1 pseudogene is annotated in these 676 nt (G+C 34.6%); it reads left to right on the forward strand.

The features are described from left to right. Positions 1-676, forward strand: a pseudogene (locus tag IHO40_RS05665) (peptidase M2); the annotation flags it as partial.

A 676-nucleotide genomic window follows, 5' to 3' on the forward strand; every position in this document is an offset into this window, starting at 1 on the left:
TCAGATGATAGCGAAGCAAATAGCCTGGTTTACAAAACAGGTCATGCATTAATAATGTATTTGCAAACAAATCATCCAAACTTGCTAAGTGATTACTTAAGCGCTATACGTGCCGGTAATGACGGTAGATCGAAACAATTTTTGGAAGAAATACAACAACATAATGATACTTTTAAAGGCTGGCTTGCTGACAATAGTACAGATGTTGCAATGCAGGACATCAATGCTTTACAAGTCACGAAAGGAGAGTTTATAGCAACTGGTCAAGAAGTAGTAGATGGGGAAATAAAAAACGTATCATACTATAGAGCAGAGATAAAAACAATGAATGGAGAAGAGGTTGGAAGTTTCTCTCCCGTAGAACATGTTGCGTTTTATGATGTTGCTCGTGCTGTTAACAGGGCAACAAATGACAATCTCGATATATCAAAGGAATATCACTTCTTAAAAGTAATAAAAACTCCTGATGAGCAAACCAAACTCACTTACTCTGATCAACAAGGTAATGAGTACCGAAACAGTCAAGAGTATAAAAATCAGGCTTTTAAGGTATTATCAAAATATAATACAGAAATTAAGAGTCAGGTAGACAAATTCAATAGTTTGAATAAAGAACGTGGTGAAACGTATCAAAAATATTATAGAGAAGGAATTGATATTGAAAAGTTACGTGATG

This window comes from Wolbachia endosymbiont of Mansonella ozzardi (genome assembly GCF_020278625.1).
GTDB lineage: Bacteria > Pseudomonadota > Alphaproteobacteria > Rickettsiales > Anaplasmataceae > Wolbachia.